Source organism: Aliiroseovarius subalbicans (assembly GCF_022678625.1).
Lineage (GTDB): Bacteria > Pseudomonadota > Alphaproteobacteria > Rhodobacterales > Rhodobacteraceae > Aliiroseovarius_A > Aliiroseovarius_A subalbicans.
Genome location: NZ_JALBYQ010000005.1, coordinates 158,579 through 177,716, shown reverse-complemented (window position 1 = coordinate 177,716; position 19,138 = coordinate 158,579). Strand labels below are relative to the sequence as shown.

At 57.5% G+C, this 19,138-nt stretch carries 16 protein-coding genes; 8 read left to right on the top strand and 8 right to left on the bottom strand.

The genetic code is table 11. The features are described from left to right. Window position 1: 1 nt before the first annotated feature. The gene (gene xylF / locus MN188_RS15730; protein ID WP_242110204.1) at window positions 2–1,027 is read right to left on the bottom strand and encodes a D-xylose ABC transporter substrate-binding protein; all 1,026 of its coding nucleotides are present in this window, start codon (window positions 1,025–1,027) and stop codon (window positions 2–4) included. A gap of 113 nt (window positions 1,028–1,140) precedes the next feature. Here xylF and MN188_RS15725 point away from each other — a divergent pair, with 113 nt between their 5' ends. Together MN188_RS15725 and MN188_RS15720 are read left to right on the top strand one after the other, a co-directional pair. Next, the gene (locus MN188_RS15725) at window positions 1,141–2,433 is read left to right on the top strand and encodes an ROK family transcriptional regulator (RefSeq protein ID WP_242110202.1); all 1,293 of its coding nucleotides are present in this window, start codon (window positions 1,141–1,143) and stop codon (window positions 2,431–2,433) included. After that, a complete protein-coding gene (locus MN188_RS15720) occupies window positions 2,363–3,970 on the top strand; it encodes a CRTAC1 family protein (protein WP_338023252.1) in 1,608 nt (535 codons plus the stop codon). The genes MN188_RS15725 and MN188_RS15720 overlap by 71 nt, the downstream gene beginning before the upstream one ends. 146 nt (window positions 3,971–4,116) lie before the next feature. Here the strand turns inward: MN188_RS15720 and xylA are convergent, their stop codons facing one another. From xylA to MN188_RS15705, 3 genes are all read right to left on the bottom strand, one after another. Then, window positions 4,117–5,421 carry a xylose isomerase gene (gene xylA, locus MN188_RS15715; protein WP_242110201.1) on the bottom strand — a complete coding sequence of 435 codons (1,305 nt, stop codon included), beginning with the start codon at window positions 5,419–5,421 and terminating at the stop codon, window positions 4,117–4,119. Beyond that, the gene (xylB, locus tag MN188_RS15710; protein WP_242110200.1) at window positions 5,418–6,881 is read right to left on the bottom strand and encodes a xylulokinase; all 1,464 of its coding nucleotides are present in this window, start codon (window positions 6,879–6,881) and stop codon (window positions 5,418–5,420) included. The genes xylA and xylB overlap by 4 nt, the downstream gene beginning before the upstream one ends. Before the next feature lie 384 nt (window positions 6,882–7,265). Beyond that, on the bottom strand, window positions 7,266–8,150 hold the full coding sequence (locus tag MN188_RS15705) for an NAD-dependent epimerase/dehydratase family protein (protein ID WP_242110241.1): 885 nt from the start codon (window positions 8,148–8,150) through the stop codon (window positions 7,266–7,268). 285 nt (window positions 8,151–8,435) lie between these two features. Between MN188_RS15705 and MN188_RS15700 the strand changes: the two genes are divergently transcribed. Next, complete coding sequence (locus MN188_RS15700) at window positions 8,436–10,946, top strand: sulfatase-like hydrolase/transferase (protein WP_242110199.1); 2,511 nt, start codon at window positions 8,436–8,438, stop codon at window positions 10,944–10,946. Between the two features lie 130 nt (window positions 10,947–11,076). Here the strand turns inward: MN188_RS15700 and moaA are convergent, their stop codons facing one another. Together moaA and MN188_RS15690 are read right to left on the bottom strand one after the other, a co-directional pair. Then, on the bottom strand, window positions 11,077–11,991 hold the full coding sequence (gene moaA / locus MN188_RS15695; protein ID WP_242110198.1) for a GTP 3',8-cyclase MoaA: 915 nt from the start codon (window positions 11,989–11,991) through the stop codon (window positions 11,077–11,079). Window positions 11,992–12,099: 108 nt separating this feature from the next. After that, window positions 12,100–13,386, bottom strand: a complete 1,287-nt coding sequence (locus MN188_RS15690) for a molybdopterin dinucleotide binding domain-containing protein (RefSeq protein WP_242110197.1) — start codon at window positions 13,384–13,386, stop codon at window positions 12,100–12,102. On the opposite strand from MN188_RS15690, the gene MN188_RS15685 reads away from it, so the two are divergent. Further along, a complete protein-coding gene (locus MN188_RS15685) occupies window positions 13,385–13,534 on the top strand; it encodes an SDR family oxidoreductase (RefSeq protein ID WP_242110196.1) in 150 nt (49 codons plus the stop codon). The genes MN188_RS15690 and MN188_RS15685 overlap by 2 nt on opposite strands. 77 nt (window positions 13,535–13,611) lie before the next feature. Here the strand turns inward: MN188_RS15685 and MN188_RS15680 are convergent, their stop codons facing one another. Continuing rightward, the gene (locus MN188_RS15680; protein ID WP_242110195.1) at window positions 13,612–14,319 is read right to left on the bottom strand and encodes an IS6 family transposase; all 708 of its coding nucleotides are present in this window, start codon (window positions 14,317–14,319) and stop codon (window positions 13,612–13,614) included. Between the two features lie 118 nt (window positions 14,320–14,437). On the opposite strand from MN188_RS15680, the gene MN188_RS15675 reads away from it, so the two are divergent. Next, window positions 14,438–14,755: a hypothetical protein gene (locus MN188_RS15675; RefSeq protein WP_242110194.1), complete on the top strand. Its 318-nt coding sequence runs from the start codon at window positions 14,438–14,440 to the stop codon at window positions 14,753–14,755. A gap of 561 nt (window positions 14,756–15,316) precedes the next feature. Here MN188_RS15675 and MN188_RS15670 read toward each other — a convergent pair. Next, window positions 15,317–15,634, bottom strand: a complete 318-nt coding sequence (locus MN188_RS15670; RefSeq protein ID WP_242110193.1) for a hypothetical protein — start codon at window positions 15,632–15,634, stop codon at window positions 15,317–15,319. Between the two features lie 219 nt (window positions 15,635–15,853). Between MN188_RS15670 and MN188_RS15665 the strand changes: the two genes are divergently transcribed. From MN188_RS15665 to MN188_RS15655, 3 genes are read left to right on the top strand one after another with little or no spacing between them, the layout of a single operon-like run. Next, on the top strand, window positions 15,854–17,347 hold the full coding sequence (locus MN188_RS15665) for a recombinase family protein (RefSeq protein WP_242110240.1): 1,494 nt from the start codon (window positions 15,854–15,856) through the stop codon (window positions 17,345–17,347). After that, window positions 17,347–18,237: a plasmid partitioning protein RepB C-terminal domain-containing protein gene (locus MN188_RS15660; protein ID WP_242110192.1), complete on the top strand. Its 891-nt coding sequence runs from the start codon at window positions 17,347–17,349 to the stop codon at window positions 18,235–18,237. The genes MN188_RS15665 and MN188_RS15660 overlap by 1 nt, the downstream gene beginning before the upstream one ends. Then, window positions 18,237–19,136 carry a plasmid partitioning protein RepB C-terminal domain-containing protein gene (locus MN188_RS15655; protein ID WP_242110191.1) on the top strand — a complete coding sequence of 300 codons (900 nt, stop codon included), beginning with the start codon at window positions 18,237–18,239 and terminating at the stop codon, window positions 19,134–19,136. The genes MN188_RS15660 and MN188_RS15655 overlap by 1 nt, the downstream gene beginning before the upstream one ends. Window positions 19,137–19,138 lie beyond the last annotated feature (2 nt).

The window sequence follows — 19,138 nt, the reverse complement described above, 5'->3', positions numbered from 1 at the left end:
ATCAGTTGCAGGGTGCCGGACCGCCAGTCACACCCTGGCAAAGGGCTTCCTGGGAAATCCAACCTGCATCGACGACCAGGCTCATGTTCTCCTGAGTGATCGGTTGAGGCGCCAGGAAAATCGCCGTCATGTCGGTGCCTGCTGGCGATGTCCAGGCTTGTGCGCCCTCGACGTCTGCCATCGCGGACCCACCGGCCAACGCCACGGCGATTTCGCCTGCAGCGCGGCCAAGGTCACGCGCGTCTTTCCACACCGATACGGTCTGATGACCTTTTGCCACGCGGTTCAGCGCTGCATGGTCGCCATCCTGGCCAGAGACCGGGATACCTTCCATACCCTGTGCTGTCAGGGCTGCAACAACGCCACCAGCCGTGCCGTCATTCGAGGCGACCACGGCGTCAACCTTGTTGTCGGCGGCGGTCAGGATCTGTTCCATGTTGCGCTGCGCATTGGCAGGAAGCCAGCCATCCGTATACGCTTCGCCGACGATGGTGATGTCACCCGCGTCGATCGCGGCCTGCAGAATCTCTTGCTGACCGCCGCGCAGGAAGTCTGCGTTCGGGTCCTGAGCCGAACCCTTGATCATCACGTAATTGCCGCTGGGCTGTGCTGCAAAGACTGCACGCGCCTGCATGCGCCCGACTTCGACATTGTCGAAGGTCAGGTAAAAGGCACGACTGTCTTCGATCAGACGGTCATACCCGACAACCGGGATGCCCTCATCTGCAGCAGCCTGCACCGCTGGACCGATGGCCTGAGCGTCCTGGGCCAGAATGATCAGCGCGTCGACGCCCTGGGCAATCAGGCTTTCCACGTCGGAAAGCTGTTTGGCCGAAGACGATTGTGCGTCCGCTGAAATGTAAGCCGCACCAGCAGCCTCAAGTGCGCCTTTGATGGCCGCTTCGTCGGTCTTCCAACGCTCTTCCTGGAAATTCGACCAGCTTACGCCGACGGTAAGGTCTTGCGCAAAGGCCGCGGTCGACACGACCATCGTCATTGCTGCCGCGGCAGTTACAATCTTTCTCATGATATCCTCCCATTTTGCACTCACCCAAAAAGACTCAGGTAGAGTGCGGTAGTTTGACTCTTAGCTTTTTAAATTTTATTGTCAAATTAACTGGCTAAATACATCCATCAGCAATGGAAAAGCCAAGCGCAGCTATGGTCAAATCTTGGGCCAGCATCTGGTATTCTTGGGGTTGCCGTCAGAACTTGCAGGGAATCTCGATGCTACGCGATCAAAGACTACGAGGGCGGCGGAAGATTCTGAATTCAATTCGGGAAGCCAACCGGGTCGCAAGAATCGATATCGCACAGGAAACCGGGATTAGTCAGGCAACCGTCACCACGGTCACCGCCGAAATGCTTCGGGAAGGGTTGATCGAGGAGGTTCCCAGATCAAACGGTTCCGGGGAAAGTAAAAGAGGCCGCCCGCGCGTGGCGTTGAAGATCCGCGGCGATGCACATTTCGTTGCCGGTGTGAAGGTTGCGAACAATTCGATGTCGGTCGCGATCATGGATTTCGAGGGCGAATTGCTTGGGGAATTCAACACCAGCATCCAAGAACGGGTCTCCCCGGCACGAAACCTCGCGGTGGAAATCCGGACCGCTGTGGAACGGGCATGCGCAGAAAGCAACCTGGCGCTGACGCAGCTATCAGCGGTTGGGGTGGGATTGGCTGGCGTTATTGATGCCACAAAGGGAATGGTTCACTGGTCCCCGTCATTGAATAGCCGCAAGGTCGACTTCGGCAAGGTTCTGCGCGAGATCATTGAACTGCCGGTTTTCTTGGACAACGACGCGAACACGGTTGCGACAGCCGAACAGTATTTCGGCCATGGCAAAGGGGTGAGTGATTTCTTAGTCATCACCATCGAAAGTGGCGTAGGATTAGGGGTCGTCCTGGGTGGGGAGATTTACCGGGGAACCCGCGGGTGCGGCGCGGAATTTGGGCACACGAAGGTGCACCTTGATGGTGCGCTGTGCCGTTGTGGACAGCGTGGCTGCCTGGAGGCGTATGTGGCGGATTACGCTTTGTTGCGCGAAGCTTCGGTCGCAGGGATGTTTGCCAAGGATGACACCGTAGGGAACAAGATTCAGCTTCTTCTGGACAGGGCTTATCAGGGTGAAGCGTTGCCCAGGTCGATCATTGATCGCGCGGGCCGAATGTTCGCGATGGGGTTGGCTAATCTTGTGAACATCTTCGACCCGGAACTGATCATTCTTTCGGGCGAGCGCATCATGGCAGATCACCTGTATGCCGAAACGGTCATCGACAGTATCAAGGATTCAATCGTGCAGATAGACCTGCCGCCCCCTAAGGTGGTGATCCATAAATGGGGCGATTCCATGTGGGCGCGCGGTGCTGCTGCTTATGCCCTTCAGGAAGTCGCAAAAACGTCTCTGGAGGAGCTTGGGGGCCATGTCGAATAGGCTTTCCGGTCTTTTTTTCGTTGCTGTCTCCCCTGCTCTGGCCATGGCCGAACCGGTGTTCAAGCCTGTTCAGGTGGCCGAACACATCTATCAGGGTGGCTGGGAACACTACGTCGGAGGCGGGCTTGCCAGTTTCGATTGCGATGGCGATGCGTTTCCCGAACTCTATGCGGCAGGTGGCAGCAATCCCGCAAAGCTTTTTCGAAACCTGTCCCAACGCAACGACGCCGTCAGGTTTGAAGAGGCGACACCGGACACGCTTGCCCTGACCTCGGTCACCGGAGCGTATCCGCTTGATATCGACAGCGATGGCAACATCGATCTTGCTGTCTTGCGCGCAGGTCGAAATCTTTTGCTGAAAGGTGACGGTGCGTGCGGATTTACGCCTTTTGACACCCTGGCGCTTGATCCTCATGAGAAATGGACAACTGCATTCTCGGCGACCTGGGAAGCGGGTCAAAGCCTTCCCACGCTAGCCATCGGGAATTACGTCGACCGAACAGACCCCGCCGGGCCATTTGAAGCCTGTGACACGAACGAGCTGTATCGCCCGCAAGGCGAGGTATATGGAGCAGCTTTCCCGCTGGACCCGGGTTTCTGCGCGCTGTCCATGCTGTTTACAGATTGGGGACGAAACGGCCGAGCCGATCTTCGGGTTAGCAACGACCGCCACTACTACGTGCGCGACGGGGAAGAGCAGCTTTGGGCGCTTGAACCCGAGCCGCGTTTGTACACACGACAGGACGGCTGGCAGCGATTCAGCATCTGGGGCATGGGGATTGCCAGCCGCGACATAAGCGGCGACGGTTTGCCGGATGTCTTCCTGACGTCGATGGCGGACCAGAAATTTCAGTTCCTGACCAATCGCGAAATACCGGCATACGAAAACGCGCCGTTCGATTTGGGTGTGACTGCCCACCGACCCTATACCGGCGATGACGGGCGACCGTCGACAGGTTGGCATGTCAGTTTCGGCGATGTTCAGAATGACGGGCTGGACGATATTTTCATATCCAAGGGCAATGTGGAGCAAATGCCCGGCAGTGCGATGCTGGACCCCAACAACCTGCTGGTTCAAACCACTGCTGGAAAGTTTGTTGAAAAGGGTGATCGTGCCGGGTTGGCGACACTCCACCGAAGTCGCGGCGCGGTTCTGGCGGATTTCAATCGCGACGGGCTTTTGGATGTGGCCGTGGTGAACCGGCGGGCACCCCTGGAAGTGTATCAGAACGTGACCGAGGTCTCTGGCAACTGGATATCCGTTGCCTTGCATCAACTTGCCCCCAATGTGCAGGCGGTTGGCGCTTGGATCGAGGTAGCAACCGCCGATCGAACCTTTACGCGCGAAGTCGTCGTGGGGGGCGGCCATGGCGGCGGCACGTCGGGGCCACAACATTTCGGACTTGGCGCAGCAGAAAGCGCCCGGATTCGGGTAACGTGGCCCGACGGTGGGCTGAGCGATTGGCATAGCGTCGATGCAAACCAGTCCTTAAGCCTTGACCGGGACGGAAGCGACATCGTTGTCACTGCTTATTGATCGACGGAGAAGCGGCCAGACTGGGATCATACCGAGGTCAGGCAGCTTCCGGCTCGGGATGATGGCGCGCAACTACCTCGATCCTGCGCGTGAATTTCAAACGACCCCGCGCAGGGAAACAGTCAAAAGGCGTTCTGCGGCACGAGCTAGACGAAGCGATTGACGTAGTTTTCCAAAATCTCCTGACGACCGGATTTGGGCGTGGGGTTAATGCCCTTGTCCAGAACACGCTGCGCGATGCTGCCAAGGTCACTGTTTAGCATCGCCTTGGCTGATGCGTTCTGCCACCCGGCATACCGCTCGCCCAAGGCTGCCTCAAGCCCGCCATCCTCGATCATCGCAGCCGCCGCCTTCAGGCCCCGCGCACAGGTATCCATCCCTCCCACATGCGCCGCCACAAGATCCACGGGATCAAGCGATTGACGCCGAAGTTTGGCATCGAAATTGGTTCCTCCCGTGGTGTATCCACCCGCTTTGAGAATGTGATAATACGCCAGCGCGACTTCGGGTGTGTTGTTGGGAAACTGATCCGTGTCCCAGCCCGACTGGTAATCATTGCGGTTCATATCGATCGACCCGAACACACCCAGAGCGGCAGCGGTGGCGATCTCGTGCTCGAACGAGTGGCCCGCCAGGATGGCATGCCCTTGCTCGATGTTGATCTTGACCTCATTCTCCAGACCGTAGTTCTTCAAAAACCCGAAACACGTGGCCACGTCATAATCATATTGATGCTTGGACGGCTCCTGCGGCTTTGGCTCAACCAGAATGGTGCCTTCAAAACCAATCTTGTGTTTGTAATCGACCACCATGTTGAGAAACCGGCCCATATGGTCCAGCTCGGTGCTGAGATCGGTGTTCAAAAGCGTCTCGTATCCCTCGCGACCGCCCCAAAGCACATAATTCTGTCCCCCCAGTTTGTGCGTCGCATCCAGGCAGCTCTTCACTGTTGCGGCGGCGAAGGCGAAAACGTCAGGGTCTGGATTGGTTGAAGCGCCAGACATCCACCGGCGATGGCTGAACATATTCGCCGTGCCCCAAAGCAACCGCGTGCCCGTTGCCTCCATTTTCTCAGCGAAGTAGTCGGTCATCTCGTCCAGAGTGCTCGCGTTATCCGCGAAGTTGCCCGTTTCCGGTCGCACATCGGCATCGTGAAAACAAAAGAATGGCGCGTTCAGAATATCGAACAGCTCGAACGCGACATCGGCTTTCAGCTTGGCGTTCGCCATGTTGTCTTGCGGGTACCAGGGACGCTCGAATGTCTGCCCGCCGAACGGATCACCGCCCTCCCAGGCGAAACTGTGCCAATAGGCAACGGAAAAACGCAGGTGGTCTTCCATGCGTTTGCCCATGACCATTTCGTCCGGGTTGTAGTGACGAAAGGCAAGCGGGTTCGTGCTGTTTGCACCTTCGTAGGCGATTTTTGGGATACCTTCGAAAAAGTTTGTCATGTCAGCACCTTCACTGCAGGGTAAATCGTTCGCCAGGATTGGTAAGCAACCTCGTAGGTCGCAACCAGGTCCCGCCGGGGGCTAATTGTGTTCGCTATTCTTGGCTGGGTCATGATGTCATCCGGGTTCGCACCGGTGACCCCGATCATTGCCAATCGGGCCGCGCCGAGCGCTGCGCCGAATTCTCCCTTTTCGGGAAGATCGATGGGGATGTTCAAAACCGTCGCCAGCAACTCGACCCAATAGGGAGATTGCGAACCGCCGCCGGTGGCCAGAACCCGATTCAGGCTGGTACCTGTGCTTTTCAAGGCCTCAAGACTGTCGCGCAGTGCAAAACTGACCCCTTCCAAAACGGCCTGGGTCATCTCGGCTTGCCCAGAGCTGATGTCGATATTCAGAAATGCGCCGCGAATTTCGCTGTCATTATGTGGCGTGCGTTCGCCAGACAGGTAGGGCAGGAATTGCATCTGGCCGGGGCCGGAGATTGTTTCGCCCAGTTCCTCTGACAGGTTTTGTGGATCGCGGCCCAGGTTCCGGGAGAGCCAATTGAGACTGTCGGTCGCCGCCAGGATTACGCCCATCTGGTACCATCGCCCCGGCACGGCGTGGCAAAAAGTGTGAACGGCGGAGGATGGCATCGGCGAGAATTGCTCTTTGCCCGCAAGCAGCACACCGGAGGTGCCAAGCGACACGAAACCGTCCCCTTCTCTCAGCGTGCCCAAGCCACAGGCCGCGGCCGCATTGTCGCCGCCACCACCGACCACGGCGACCTTTCCATCGATGCCCCATTGTGTCGCAAGTTCGGGTTTCAAAGCCCCGATGACATTGCACCCCTCATGCAAATCCGGCATCTGATCGCGCCGCATGCCCGATTTTGACAAAAGCTCGTCGGACCAATCCCTGGCTCCGACGTCCAGCCATGAGGTTCCGGCGCTATCGGACATGTCCGATGCGCAGATGCCGGTGAGCCAGAAGTTCAAGTAGTCTTTCGGTAAAAGCACCATGTCGACAGCGGAAAAGAGGTCTGGTTCGTTTTCGGCCATCCAAACAAGTTTGGGCGCGGTGAATCCCGGGAACACAATGTTGCCCGAGATCTCGCGAAACTCGGGAATGCCGTCCAACCGGGCGGCTTGCACATGGCTTCGAACGTCGTTCCAGAGGATGCAGGGACGGATCACCTGGCGATCTTTGCCAAGCACCGTAGCGCCGTGCATTTGCCCCGAGACACCGATCCCTTTCACATCTGCCATTTCGTCAGGATGGCTCCCGGCCAATTCGGTCAGGACCTCGTTGCAGGCGTGTACCCAATCGGCCGGATCCTGTTCGCTCCACCCAGTGAGGGGGTGAGAAACCGGATAGGTTCGGTCGCCCGTAGCTATCGTTTTCCCGCGATTATCCAAGAGCAGGGCTTTCAGCCCCGACGTGCCCAGATCCAGCCCCAGAAACAATGATTTTCCCATAAGGTCTTTAAGCCGCGTTTTAATTCTTGTGTCAAATTAAAAGAGTTTTCCATCACGCGGGAAAGCATGCCCGCCACCTGATCGTCCTCGGTTTTTGGAAAGGTTGAGAGCATGCGGGGCATGTCCTGGTGCGGTTTGAGCTTAGGGCGCGTCTTGGCCTTTGGCTGACCCTTAAAAAAACAACCGCGAAAGACAGCTTCGGGCCCGTTGAGACGGTTTCTGCGCAATGCATGATCAACGGCAATAGCCCTTCATCCCCGGTGGCGGGACAAAGTGACAGTATCCATAATGCAAGCATCAGCGTTGGCGACACAGCCAAGCGCTTCAATACGCATACTGAGAATTCCGGTAAGATTGCCCGACAGAAGGTTCCCTACAGGTCGATCAATCCAAGACATCGCGCCAAGAGTGCCTTGGCTGAAACCCGACCATCTTTTTGGCCTTCTTGTTGGAAAAGAATGTCTCGTTCGCACCCATCTCGCTGCGCACCTCGACACCCTGGTAAAACTGCTCAATCACCTGCCCCGAAGTGATACCGACCGACATGTCGTCGTTCGAAACGTTGAACACTTCGTAGCCCAAGCCGTCGGTCTTCAGGCAGCAATCGACCATATGCCCCAAATCGCGAGCATCGATATAAGCAAAAATGTTGCGGCGGCGCAGCGCCGGTGTCTCCATATATGCCGGGAAATTCTCTGTATACTCTTGCGGCTCGATCACGTTGTTGATCCGCAATCCGTAGATGTCAGCGCCGGTCCGGGCCTGAAAGGCTCGCGCGGTCGCCTCGTTGCAGACCTTCGACATGGCGTAGCTGTCATGGGGCACGGTCGGGTGGGTTTCATCTACAGGGACGAAATCTGGTTTCATCTCTCCTTCGGCAAAGCAGATGGCATAGGTGGTCTCGGAGCTTGCGAAGATCACCTTCGGAACGCCAAGCTTCACTGCCGCCTCGATCACGTTGTAGGTGGTTAAAGTGTTCTGGCGAAAGCACTCACCGTCTGTCCCGATCATGACGCGGGGGATTGCCGCGAAATGCACAACGGCGTCATAGGTTGGAACGCCAGCGCCCCTGTCCAATTCCGCATCTTCGATGAACTGGGACATGGCGCCAATGACTTGCCCCGCGTCGCAGAGGTCAACCAACAACTCGGGACAATTCAGCCCAGACGGCGATTGATCCACATTCACAACGTGATGGCCTTGAGCCTGCAAGTGCCGGATAGCCCATTTGCCCGCCTTGCCGCTGCCACCTGTAAAGAATACTCTCAATTCGCCCTCCATTTTTCAGCACCGGGGTGCCTGTCCGAATAGTACCTGATGATGAACCATCATTGGTTTGGAGCGCAAGGCCGCCCCTTGGCAGTGGCTGACGTCGGCACCAATGAACCAGAAGCCCTCCGGTGCTCAAACCACCACCTTTCTGCAACGAGGACTCACGTTAGGCGAGTTGCACTGGACATTTCCCGCGCGTGGCAGGAGATTGCACGCAGGTCCCCATATGGCGTCAATTGCGAGCCGAAGGGAGCGCGGATCTGATCAGAGGAAATAACCGATATGGCAGCAGCCATAAGCCTCGCACTTACATTTCTGGCTCTAGTGGTGCTGCGAAAGGCGGTCGCATCACGCCGCGCGGCCATCGGATTTGCGCTCGGCATTCTGGTTTTGCTGCTTTTTCTGATCACGTATTATGGGCTGAATGCGCTCACCGGTTCGGGCATCGACGAATCCGTCCTCTTTCACCTTGGCGCCGGGATGAAGGGCGCCACCGTCCAGGATTTCACCGCGGTCATTGCAGTCACCGCGCTCATGCTGGTCGCGGCACTGGTGGCCGCGTATGTTGCGTTTCACGTCATCCGCGCCAGGGAAAGCGACACGCGAACCCGTGTCCCGATCCTGACCGGAACGGCCGCGCTGCTCGCAGCGTTCGCGGTAAACCCTACGGTGCTCGACGTCAGCGATCTGGCTTGGAAATACGGGATCAAATCATTTGGCGACGGAAGCCGAGTTCCGGCACCACCGGAATACATCGCGATCAACACACGCGACGTCAAAGGGGCCGATAAGAACCTCGTCTTGCTGTATCTCGAGTCGGTCGAACGGACCTACATGGACGCGGAGATCTTTCCCGGCCTGACACCGAACCTGAACGCGCTGGAACGAGAAGCGCTCAGCTTCACCGACATGACGCAGGTCACATGGGCCAGTTGGACCATCGGGGCAATGGTCGCCAGTCAGTGCGGCATCCCGCTCGCGGGGTCCGGAGCAGGTTCCGACGAGTTCCTGCCCGCCGCGACCTGCATGGGCGACCTGTTGCGCGACGCGGGTTACGACATGACCTACATGCACGGCTCGTCGCTTGAATTCGCTGGGTGGGGCACGTTCTACGAATCGCACGGCTTTGACTTGGTCGAGGGCGCGGACGATATTCTTGGCCAGCTGGATGACCCGAATTACGAGTCCATCTGGGGAATCTACGACGACGCCCTTCTGGACCTCTCCGCGCGACGGTTCGACGAGTATGCTGCGCGCGACACGCCTTTCGGCATGGTCCTGCTTACCGTCGATACGCACCACCCGGAAGGCGGCACCGTTTCTGACACATGCAAAGACATCATCTATGCAGACGGCGCCAATCCTTTCCTCAACTCGATTCACTGTGCCGACCATATGGCGGGCGAGTTCATCCGGCACGTCCTCGGCAACCCGGCGATGGAAGACACGGTCCTGGTGGTGATGTCAGATCACCTGTCCAGACCAAACTCGGTCTGGGACACCCTCGAGGCCGCGGAGCGCAGGAACCTTGTATTGGCATTCGGGGCGGGGATCGAGCCTGGCAGGATCGACAGACCCGGCACGACATTCGATCTCGCGCCGACGTTCCTTGGATTGCTCGGAGCCGACACCCAGGCCATGGGCTACGGACGCGACCTCCTGGGGGCGACCCCCTCCTTGCGGAGCACGACGGAGAACCTGGACCAGCTTCTGGAAGAACACTGGACGTTCCTTTCGTCACTCGCGGACTTCCCGCAGCTTGACGCCGGCATCCGGGTCGATGCAACCGCCAAGAAGGCGTATTTGGGCACACGTTTCGTCAAGCTACCCGCCGTCTTCCAATTGGACGAAGATCTGCGTGTACGAGACATTCTGTACGACTTGGACGACGGCACCAAACTGCCGTGGAAATTGTTGGACATGTGGTACGGCGACCGGTTTGTCTGGGTCGACAACTGCGCCCGGGTCGGCGTGTTCGAAGGGCGTAAGACAAAGCTGCCTGCAGAGTTTTGTGCGCTGGCCGGAAGTCTGGGCAGCCCGGGCCTAACGTCGTTTCCTCTGTCAGACGAGGTGCCTTTGCGGTTCGGCAACTTGAAAAGCGTATTCGAGCACGTGACACCGGACCAGGCGTATTACGACAGCGTGGTCGGCGCGTTTCGCGACAACGCGTTCCTGATTGACGCGGATGTTATGCGATCCGTTGCGCCATCCGGCCTTGTCGGCGATTTTGTCATCCGATCGTCGGGAGGTTCGGAGGCATGGGAAAGCTGGGTCGTCAACCGGGACCAGGGCGACATGGTGTACGTCGAACGCGGGATAACGCTGCTTGGTCTCAACTCGGCTGCGGCTCCGGTCAAAATCGCCCACAAAGACACCTGTGCCTGGGGCGGCGAGTTTCAGGACTCTGACGTGTTGCTCGCCACCGATTTTGGAACGGCTATCGACCGAACGTCCAACGAATACGGCGCGTTCGTGGTTGTCGTGCATTCGTCGGCCGTGTGCGGTGAAGTCGATGTCCAACTCGAAGAACTCTTCGCCGGCACGGAGTTTACCCGATGGCCTGACGTCCAGGGGGAACAACCCTATGTCGCAATCCGCGCCGGCAACGGCAACATCACCGAATTCCTGGGCGAACGGAATACGGCTTTGGCGCTCGAACTGCGTGATTTCCTGCGGCAGGACACAGATGGCACCCGACCATTGGTCTTGCGCGAAGTGGCCGAACCGGAGGGCGTGCAAGACGTCCGTGAGCTGACTATGCCGCCCCTCCTACATGCCAATCCGTATCGCTAAGGGGCACCTCAGGTGGTGCCATCGTTGCCGATGTGATCGGTAAAGCTATTAAAGAACTTCGCCGACAGTTTCTTGGCGGTTCCTATTGAGCTACTCCCCATTTTTTGGACAGTATCTGGCGTGATCTAAGTTACTCTTTGCACCTGCTGATCGGGTCGTGTTGCTTCGTTTCTCTTCGCCCTTCAGCGCCTCCAGTCGCCCCCTGGTTCCCCATGCAGGTATACAGCTTGCCGGTACAGCTGAGACGGACCCGGTTGCACGTATCGCAAAAGGAACAGGACATCGGCGTGATGAAGCCCAGCCTGCCGCCGGTTTCGCGCACCGTCACGTAGCGTGCGGGGCCCTCGGTGGTCAGGGCGATGTCCTGCAGCGTCCAACGTTGGGCCAGGTCGTCGCGCAGACTGGCCAGGGACAAAAAGCTGTCCCCGTTGCCCGTATCGCCCATCGGCATCTGTTCGATCAGGGTCAGGTCGACGCCGCGAAAGTGGGCAAAGCGGATCAACTCATCCAGCTCACCCTCGAAAACCCCACGGCTGGCCACCGCGTTCAGCTTGACGGAAAGACCGACCGCCTGCGCCTCGCGGATACCGCGGATCACGCGATCCAGATCGCCCAAGCGTGTGACCTCGCGATATCGTTCGGCATTCAACGTATCCAGCGAGACATTGACCCGCTTCACACCGAACCGGATCAGGTCAGCGGCGTAACGTTCCAAAAGGGTGCCGTTGGTGGTCACGCACAATTCGTCCAGGCGTCCGGATTTCACATGTCGCCCCAGAGCTTCGACCAGCACCATGACATCCTTGCGCACCAAGGGTTCGCCCCCGGTCAGGCGGATTTTGCGCACGCCGTGGCGGATGAAGACCTCGGCCAGACGAGCCATGTCTTCCAAGCTCAGAACATCCCTGCGCGGAAGGAATTTCATGCGTTCGGGCATGCAATAGGTGCAGCGCAGATCGCAACGATCCGTGACAGACAGCCTTAGATAGGTGACCGGGCGGCCAAAGCTGTCACACAGCGGGGCAGAGGCGGCATCGAAGGGCAAGAGGGGCTCCGTTTCATAAAAAAAACCGATGGCCAGCCAAGGGACGCAAGGCTGACCACCGTTCTCCAGGAGGAGGGCGGCCCCGGGTCAGGGGCCGGCCCGTTGGGTTCAGTGGGCGGCAGCGTCCGCGGCATTCGTCATGAGGTAATCCATGACCAGTTCGCGTTCGCTGTCTTCCAGACCGGCGCGTTCGAACATGGAGGGCACGATGCCTTTCCACTGCTGCTGCGTATAGTGCGTCACCTCGCGCGGGGCGTGGCAGACGGTGCAGCGTTCAAAGAACATCTGTTCTCCGGGTGTCATGTCGGCATAGAGCGCGGCGGTAAGAGCTTCGAGCCGCTCCAGGCCCAGCGCTTCGTCATCGATCTCGGCGATCTCCATGTCCTCGATTATGGCGGGCGGGTGATAGGCCATGTTCGGCCCTTCCGGGTCCTCGCATTTGCGCATCTCGATCAACGTTGTGTTGGCAGTCGAGGCTTCGGCCAGACCCGAGGTGGGCTGGGTCGAGGTCAGGAAGTTCGCCAGACCCGAGTTGTCGCGCCCCTTGCTGTCCAGTTGCGGCCAGCCACCTTCATAAATCGAGACCACGCCGGGCATGATGCCATCGGACACGACCGCACCCGCAATCACCGTGCCGCGCTTGTTGTAAAGCTCGACCAGGTCGCCGTCTTCGATGCCACGCGCGGCGGCGTCTTCGGCGTTGATGCGCACGGGTTCACGACCCTGGACCATATAGAGATCACGCAGCCGTTCCGAGTTCGCCATCTGGCTGTGCAGGCGGAACCACGGGTGGGGTGACACGACGTGCAGCTGACCTTCTTTGGCCACGCCAAGGTATTCGTGTTTCTCGATCCACTGTGGCATGCCGGGGCAGTCGTCCAGCTCCATGTTGGCGATGGTGTCGCAGAACATCTCGATCTTGCCCGAGGTTGTGTGCAACGGGCTGCCTTCGGGGTCTTCGTAGAAGGCTCCGTGGCGGGTCCATTTGCGGGCCTCGGCGGGCACCGGCATGCGGGCATAGCCTTTTTCCCAGAACTCCTCGAACGGAATTTCCTTGGCCGCGCCGGAAGCCTCGTAGGCCAATTTGATATGATACATCTTGTCTTCGCTGTCGGTGAATTGTGCCCACAGACCCAGCTTGTCGGCCAGACCTTCAAAGATCTCGTAATCCGGCAGGCTTTCCCCGATCGGTTCGATCACCTTCTTCATCGCATAGACGCGGTCGTTGGAATAGGTGCCGCCCGAGGTGATATCGTTCTGTTCCAGCGTGGTTGCGGCCGGGAAGACGATGTCGGACCACCGGGTTGCCGCCGTCCACCAGACATCGACACAGATGATCGTTTCGACCTTGTTCAGGGCGCGGATCAGCCGGTTGGTATCCTGCTGGTGCGACATGAAGTTGTTGCCCGAGTTGAAAATCACCTTGATGTCCGGGTACCCTGAAGAGGTCGCCGCTGCCGTTGTGTTTCTGGCATCTGACGAGGCCAGCTTTGTGAACGGCAACGCGACCTATGTCGACAACGGCTGGTACGCCAAGGGCTAATCGCCGAGCGAAGTTCTAGGCGAGTGTGCTGTCAGACTACTTCGAACCAGTCTCAGTCGGGCCAGCATGACTGCCCCTTATCCCGCACAAAGACCGCGCCACTCGGTGAGAGCGACGGTTCGGTTGAGCTTGAATTGATTTCTATTCGACAGGCTGCGCTCATGATTGAAGTGGTTGAAAACTGAGGCGTGGACGGCAACATATTTCTGCAAACTTCGCATCCTTCGAAACCGTGACATGGCTCGTTCTCGTCGTCGAAACGGGAGATGTGAATTCTCGATCCGGTTGTTTAGATATCGGGCAGTCGCCTGCTTTTCCGCGTTGCCAATTTCCCGCATCGCAGCCCCATAGGATCTAAGTCGGTCAGTGACGACAAGCTCGGGTTGGCCGTATCGCTTCATCGCTTTCTTCAAGAATTTAAGAGCTGCTCGCTTGTCTCGACGCTTCGTGACATAACTTTCAAGCACCTCTCCTTCTTGATCAATCGCTCGCCAGAGATAGTGCTGCTCACCGTTAATCTTCACGAAGACCTCGTCCAGATGCCACTGCCAACGTGAGTAAGCTCGAAGTTGCTGAACTCGTTTCCGGCGGATCTCCGATGCGAACACTGGTCCAAATCGGTTCCACCAATACCTCTCAGTTTCGTGGCTCACATCTATTCCACGTTCATGCAGCAGGTCCTCGACATTTCGGAGAGACAATGGGAACCGGACATAGAGCATCACCGCCAGGCGGATGATCTCTGGGCTGGTTTTGAAGTAGCGAAAGGGAGAAAGTTCAGACATGGCGAAACGCTACCGCCCCGCCCTGCCCACCTCAAGCTGATTTCCTCTGACACTACCCATTCGTTCCTTCCTGCTTCACCTCGACACCCCCGTCGCCTGCCACCGGCGCGGGGTTGAGATGAAGATCATTGCGGGAGGGTTTGAACCTCTTCCAGACTCAACATTGCAGCGCGCGCTGCGCAACGCGCATATCTGGGCGGATCAGGTCAGAACGGGCGTATCTCTGAAACAGGTGGCTCAGTACGCTCATAAAACGGAGAGCTATATTCGGCGCATCGTCCCCCTGGCCTTTCTCTCCCCGCGCATTCAATCTGCCATTATAGCCGGCACTCAGCTGGTCGATCTCACGCTGGAAACACTGGTCAGGACCTCCTTGCCGCTTGATTGGCAGGCGCAAGAACAGCAGCTTGGATTTGGCAAAACAGCCTTTCCCTGATCTTCGCTGAACATTCCCTGTTCTGTGAAAAGATTTCCCTGTCACGGCGCAGAAATTCCCTGTTCCGCACTCTAGGGAAATAACCATCTAAGCCCCTGTTTTGCAGAAAAATACTCGTGCCTAGACCGCCGCAACAGGCTCAAATCACAAAAAATTCCCTGTTAACAGGGAAATCACAGCAAACCGCACCGCCGAATTTGCTCAACTGAGACGTTCAGGAAATTGTAGAGATATTCACCCTGAAACTGCGTCTCAGAGATATACCCACCCGCACAACGCTCGGATTTCTCGCGACAAATTCGCAAGAAACGCGTGAGCGAAATCGAGACGGGAGTGATTGGCTGTGCAGACAGTTTGCAGCTATCCAGTCTCCCAAGAATTCCCTGAAAACAGGGAAATTTACAGGGAAAATGCACAATTTCGAGTGTATCGGGCGTCTGAGGCTTCAGAATAGGTCAAGAGATCAGCGACTTGCGGGGGTATTCCCTAAAATCCCAAACAGGGAAAATTTGGCGGCCTTTCAGTGAAAACTCGAAGACTTGCAGGGAATGGCTGTTTCGCTCAGGTTTCTGTCCCCATGATTTCGTCCGCCGTTGTCAGCATTCGAACGAGAGCGGTCCGGAGACATGCAAGCTCCAAAGAAATGCAAACGTCGCTACGGCCGCACAGTGCCAGGACAGTTTCGGCGACCTCATCTGAGTGTCGCATGAGTTCGATCAGGTGTTCACCTGTGGGGCCATGCGTCCCGGCCAGCCAGTTTTTCGCAGTTCGCTCCGACGCGCCCGTCCAGTTCATGGACGCCTTTATCGCCTGATGTGATCCTCCAAGTTCGCGTCTCAGCGCGGCCGCAATTTCCTGTCGGTAGTCTAATTTGTTCATGTGCCGTTGTCCTGGTTTGGAAAAGTGTTGCCCATCTTCGGAAACACTTTTCCGAGTTCCGGCGTCTAAGCTTAGGCACACAGGAATCACGACCATTCCCAACAGGTGTCGAATTCAATGAATGGAGGTGCTTAGCACTTGAGCTGGCACGACGATCTTGAAGAGAGCCCCGACGCTCCAAAAGCCAAGCGCTGTATTCGCGGGGCGCAATACGTGCGTATGTCGACGGAACACCAGCGTTATTCGACCGAGAACCAGTCCGACGCCATTGCGCTCTATGCTGAGCAGCGCGGCATCGAAATCGTTCACACCTATTCCGACGAAGGAAAGAGCGGGCTAAGGATTCAGGGTCGTGACGGGCTAAAACAACTAATTGATGACATTCAGTCCGGTCGGGCGGATTTCGAGGTGGTGCTTGTCTACGACATCAGTCGATGGGGCCGCTTTCAGGATGCCGACGAGAGTGCCTATTACGAATACATCTGCAAACGCGCCGGCATCTCCGTCATCTATTGTGCCGAGCAGTTCGAGAATGACGGCAGCCCTGTCTCCACAATCGTCAAAGGCGTCAAGCGCGCTATGGCGGGCGAGTACAGCCGCGAGCTCTCACAGAAGGTCTTCACCGGGCAGTGCCGCCTGATCGAGCTCGGCTATCGCCAAGGTGGTCCGCCTGGTTTCGGTTTGAGGCGTATGCTGATTGACGAGCATGGGGTTACAAAAGGCATCCTGGAGCGGGGTGAACACAAGAGCATTCAGACTGACCGTGTCACTCTGGTCCCGGGTCCAGCCGATGAAATCGCGGTCGTCCAAGAGATCTTTCACAGTTTCGTTGAATACCTGAAATCCGAGGCTGTGATCGCCGAGGCTCTGAATGCGCGTGGCATCCTAACGGATCTCGGCCGTGCCTGGACCCGTAGCACCGTCCACCAGATCCTGATCAACGAGAAATACATCGGCAACAACGTTTGGAACCGCAGCTCCTTCAAGCTCAAGAAGCAACGCGTCCAAAACGATCCGAATACTTGGGTCCGGGCCAAGGGCGCATTCGAGGGGATCGTCAATCCAGATCTGTTTGCCGCCGCCAACGCCATCATCAATACGCGATCGAGCAAACTCACCGACGACGAAATGCTCGAAGGTCTGAAAGATGTGTTCGAGGCCCAGGGATTTCTGTCTGGGATGGTCATCGATGAAGCCGAGGCCCTGCCCTCGAGCAGCGCTTATCGTTCACGCTTTGGCAGCCTGCTTCGCGCGTATCGGTTAGTCGGTTTCAAGCCCGATCGCGATTATCGATACATAGAGATCAATCGTCGCCTGCGCGACCTCCATCCCGATATTGTTGCCGAGACAATTGCCAGCATCGAAGCCTCGGGCGGCAGCGTGGAGCGGCACCCTCGGACAGACTTGCTCACGATCAACAAGGAGTTCACTGCGTCCCTCGTCATCGTCCGATGCAGCGAGACCAACGCCGGCTCGCTGCGGTGGAACATCCGTTTCGACATGGGTCTCAAACCTGACATCACAATCGCCGTTCGCATGGATCGGGCGAACCAGCGACCGCTCGACCACTACCTGCTCCCTAGCCTCGACATGACCCTCTCTCGAATTCGTCTGGCTGAGCACAACGGGTTGTCGCTCGATGCGTATCGCTTCGATACGCTGGATCCCTTGTTCGACATGGCGGTCCACGTCTCTGTTCCGGAGGTGGCCTGATGTCCGAGATGCAGCCCCAAGCAGCCGAATTGATCCCAATGGATCGGATCACGGTAGTGAACCCGCGTGTACGCAATCAGAAGGCATTCAGAGAGATCGTCGACAACATCGCCGAGCTCGGGTTGAAGCGGCCGATCACCGTTGCAGCGCGAGAGGGAGAAGATGGCCCCCTCTACGATTTGGTCTGTGGTCAGGGCCGCCTGGAGGCTTTCGAGGAGCTTGGTCAAACCAAGATCCCAGCGATTATCATAGATGCGAGCAGCGAAGATTGCCTCGTGATGAGCCTTGTCGAAAATCTGGCCCGCCGTCAGCACCGGGCTCTGGATCTCCTGCGCGACATCAAAGGACTGAAAGAGCGTGGCTATTCGGAACCCGAGATCGCGCGCAAAACCAACTTGTCGCTGAAGTACGTCCGTGGCGTTGTGCGGCTGCTCGAAAGTGGCGAACACAGACTTCTGCGAGCTGTCGAGAGTGGAAAGATCCCGGTGAGTGTTGCCGTCGACATCGCGGAAGCCAAAGATACGGAAGTTCAGGACGTCCTACGTCAGGCCTACGAGAACAATCTCCTTCGCGGCGGCAAGCTCATGGCCGCAAAGCGTCTGGTTGAGGCGCGCCAGCAACACGGCAAAGGACGCGCAAGCACGGACCGAACAAAGAGACGCTCGCTGTCGGTCGAAAGCTTGATCCGGACCTACCAGAACGACGTGGAGAAGAAGCAAGTCTTGCTACGCAAAGCAACAGCGACACGCAACGAATTGATGTTCATCACGGAAGCCCTGCGCAAACTTCTGATCGATGAGAATTTCGTCACCCTTCTCAGGGCCGAGGGTTTGGCGACCATTCCCAAAAACCTCTCTGACCGTTTGGCCGCTCGGACAGGAGGCGTCTGATGGCACGATCAAAGCGCAACAAAACTATCGGCATGGCGTTTGAGAAAGGCCTCATGCGGCTGCCACTGGAGCAGATCTGCCCGCTCTATGCCGTTCGCAAAGAAACCAAAGAAACGGTGAAATACCGCCAGGTCGCTGCCTCGATCGAAGAGGTCGGCCTGGTCGAGCCCCTGGTCGTCGTTCGCGACAAATCCGACCCTGAGAAATTCATGCTGCTCGATGGGCATGTGCGCCTCGCGATTTTGCTTGATCTGGGAAAGAGCAATGCCCCGTGTCAGGTTTCGACGGACGACGAAGCCTTCACGTACAACAAGCGCATCAGCCGCCTGGCCACTATTCAGGAACACAAGATGATCCTGAAGGCGCTCGAACGTGGTGTTCCGGAAGATCGGTTGGCGCGGGCGCTCAACGTGAACATCAAATCACTGCAGGGCAAGAAGCGGCTGCTAGACGGAATTTGCCCAGAGGCGGCTGAGCTTCTTAAGGACAAGCAGATCGCTCTGACCGGATTCCAAATTCTCAAAAAGATGAAACCGATGCGCCAGATCGAGGCTGCAGAGCTGATGGTTGCAATGAACAAAAACACCGTCAATTACGCCCGTTCTCTCTTGGCAGCGACGCCGGCCAGCGAGCTGAAAAACCCGGAGAAACCCAAAGCCGTCAGGGGGATTTCTCGACAGCAACTAGAGTTGATGGAGCGCGAGTCCGCCAATTTGGAGCGCGAGCTACGCCTAGTCGAGGACACCTACGGGAGCGATCACCTCGATTTGGTTCTGGGGCGTGGCTACGTCTCGAAGCTCATCAGCAACGCACGCATCACGCGGTATATCGAGATGTACCATCCCGAGTTTCTGCCTGAATTCGAGAAAATCACGGAGACGGAGGCCTTGGCCTCCTGATC

Coding starts and splice junctions, on each gene's coding strand:
- xylF (WP_242110204.1), bottom strand. CDS start 1,027: ATGAGAAAGATTGTAACTGCCGCGGCAGCAATGACGATGGTCGTGTCG.
- MN188_RS15725 (WP_242110202.1), top strand. CDS start 1,141: ATGGAAAAGCCAAGCGCAGCTATGGTCAAATCTTGGGCCAGCATCTGG.
- xylA (WP_242110201.1), bottom strand. CDS start 5,421: ATGACAAACTTTTTCGAAGGTATCCCAAAAATCGCCTACGAAGGTGCA.
- xylB (WP_242110200.1), bottom strand. CDS start 6,881: ATGGGAAAATCATTGTTTCTGGGGCTGGATCTGGGCACGTCGGGGCTG.
- MN188_RS15700 (WP_242110199.1), top strand. CDS start 8,436: ATGGCAGCAGCCATAAGCCTCGCACTTACATTTCTGGCTCTAGTGGTG.
- MN188_RS15685 (WP_242110196.1), top strand. CDS start 13,385: ATGAAGTTGTTGCCCGAGTTGAAAATCACCTTGATGTCCGGGTACCCT.
- MN188_RS15690 (WP_242110197.1), bottom strand. CDS start 13,386: ATGTCGCACCAGCAGGATACCAACCGGCTGATCCGCGCCCTGAACAAG.
- MN188_RS15680 (WP_242110195.1), bottom strand. CDS start 14,319: ATGTCTGAACTTTCTCCCTTTCGCTACTTCAAAACCAGCCCAGAGATC.
- MN188_RS15675 (WP_242110194.1), top strand. CDS start 14,438: ATGAAGATCATTGCGGGAGGGTTTGAACCTCTTCCAGACTCAACATTG.
- MN188_RS15670 (WP_242110193.1), bottom strand. CDS start 15,634: ATGAACAAATTAGACTACCGACAGGAAATTGCGGCCGCGCTGAGACGC.
- MN188_RS15665 (WP_242110240.1), top strand. CDS start 15,854: ATGTCGACGGAACACCAGCGTTATTCGACCGAGAACCAGTCCGACGCC.
- MN188_RS15660 (WP_242110192.1), top strand. CDS start 17,347: ATGTCCGAGATGCAGCCCCAAGCAGCCGAATTGATCCCAATGGATCGG.
- MN188_RS15655 (WP_242110191.1), top strand. CDS start 18,237: ATGGCACGATCAAAGCGCAACAAAACTATCGGCATGGCGTTTGAGAAA.